This window comes from Aliiglaciecola litoralis (genome assembly GCF_039523355.1).
GTDB lineage: Bacteria > Pseudomonadota > Gammaproteobacteria > Enterobacterales > Alteromonadaceae > Aliiglaciecola > Aliiglaciecola litoralis.
In genome coordinates this window covers 1-1,802 of the sequence record NZ_BAAAFD010000036.1, presented here as the reverse complement: position 1 = coordinate 1,802, position 1,802 = coordinate 1, and the positions used below count along the sequence as shown (strand labels likewise).

At 40.2% G+C, this 1,802-nt stretch carries 2 protein-coding genes; both read left to right on the top strand.

Going from position 1 to position 1,802, the window contains the following annotated elements:
- The first annotated feature begins 149 nt into the window (after nt 1–149).
- On the top strand, nt 150–407 hold the full coding sequence (locus ABD036_RS19040; RefSeq protein ID WP_343862773.1) for a hypothetical protein: 258 nt from the start codon (nt 150–152) through the stop codon (nt 405–407).
- Nucleotides 408–1,215: 808 nt separating this feature from the next.
- A complete protein-coding gene (locus ABD036_RS19035) occupies nt 1,216–1,632 on the top strand; it encodes a hypothetical protein (protein WP_343862771.1) in 417 nt (138 codons plus the stop codon).
- Nucleotides 1,633–1,802: the final 170 nt, after the last annotated feature.

Below are 1,802 nucleotides of genomic sequence, written 5' to 3'. Positions count from 1 at the left end.
AAGCGTAGGTCGTTGTTTATAAATGGCATATAACAAGTTGCTAAATTTCGTTCGTAAACTCACTGGGAAAATTACTGCTGGCCGTTCCGGCCAAAGCGCAGTATTTTCCCATTAGCAAAGCGTTATATGCCTAGGGAGTTATTAAGAATATGGATTATCTATTCGTTGGTATTGTCGCTCTTGTTTTTCTAAACTTTTCTGTGAGTATTTATCTTTTTAAGCGCAGTGACTTGGACCGTTTCCAAAAAATTGCGCAGGTAATAGTTGTTTGGTTGATTCCTTTTTTTGGTGCTATTGGTTTATGGTTGTTTAATCGTAGTCATGATTCTGATAACAATAAACCAAGTGGTGGTTCGTTTGGTGGCGGTTCACAGGACAGTATCGGAGTGTCAAGTTCGGGTGATTAAATCGGCATATAACAATCCAATCAACCTGACACAAACTCGCGGCCATTGTTCGTGCCTCACAAAGTGTAGGCCACGAGTTTGAGCAGTCTATTAGGGGCGTTATACGGATTTCTTTTAAGGGTTAAACGTTGTTTGGAATTGGAAGTAACAGCCTAGTTTTGTTGCGCTTTTTTAAACTGCATTCATTCTCTTTTTACCAAATTCAACTTTAAACGTTAACGGGCCTTTTCATCGTTTCAGTTGTCATAGTTCTGTTAGGTAACTTAAAAAGTTATCGCTTTTTTCAGCGATTCGATTGTAGTATTTGGTTTAGTAATTTTAATCGTGGGCTTTGTCAGTATGTGTTCTCCGTATAACAATCAAATCAACCTGACACAAACTCGCGGCCATTGCTCGTGCCTCACAAAGTGTAGGCCACAAGTTTGTGCAGTCTATTAGGGGCGTTATACGGATTTCTTTTAAGGGTTAAACGTTGTCTGGGTTTGCTGGTAAGAGCTTGGCTTTATTGCCCTTTTTCAAACTGTATTCGCTCCTTTTTTGCCAGTTTCTACTTTAAACGTTAACGGGCCTTTTCATCGTTTCAGTTGTCATAGTTCTGTTAGGTAACTTAAAAAGTTATCGCTTTTTTCAGCGATTCGATTGTAGTATTTGGTTTAGTAATTTTAATCGTGGGCTTTGTCAGTATGTGTTCTCCGTATAACAATCCAATCAACCTGACACAAACTCGCGGCCATTGCTCGTGCCTCACAAAGTATAGGCCACAAGTTTGTGCAGTCTATTAGGGGCGTTATGTGTAACGGGAGGTATTGTGACAACAATTTTCGATCTTAGGGATGAGCCAGATGATTGGGCTGTAGAAATTAACGAAGATATTACTGTTAACTTTCCTGATTTTTTCGAAAACAATCATCGAATAGGTTCGCCGGAGTGGTGGGAATCGACAGAGTTTGATATTGCAAACGGCAAAATAAATCATGCAGGTCCGTTGCTTGATGAAGGCGAACTGATAGATGTTGTATCAATCGAAACATTGGATAAGGATTACAATAGTGCCAGCCCTTATGGCGGAGGTATGCCTGAATATGTTATTGAACGTGATGATTTCTGGTTGCACGAAAGTGTAGCAGTTGACAAATTGGTAGAAACTGAGTCGATCACAATTATGCCATCAGGTGAGTTAGATGAGACATCAATTTACATAGAAACAAAAGTACGCGTGTGGTAACACATAACAAACCAATCAACCGGACGCGAACTCGCTGGCTGGGGCTCAATGGTATGGACTCCCCACCTTTGTCATTATGAACTAAGGTGAAGGTGTCGAAACCAAAGGAGCCATACCATGATAAATACTAGCACTATTACAATTGATCTTGCCAAAACCGTTTTCCAAGT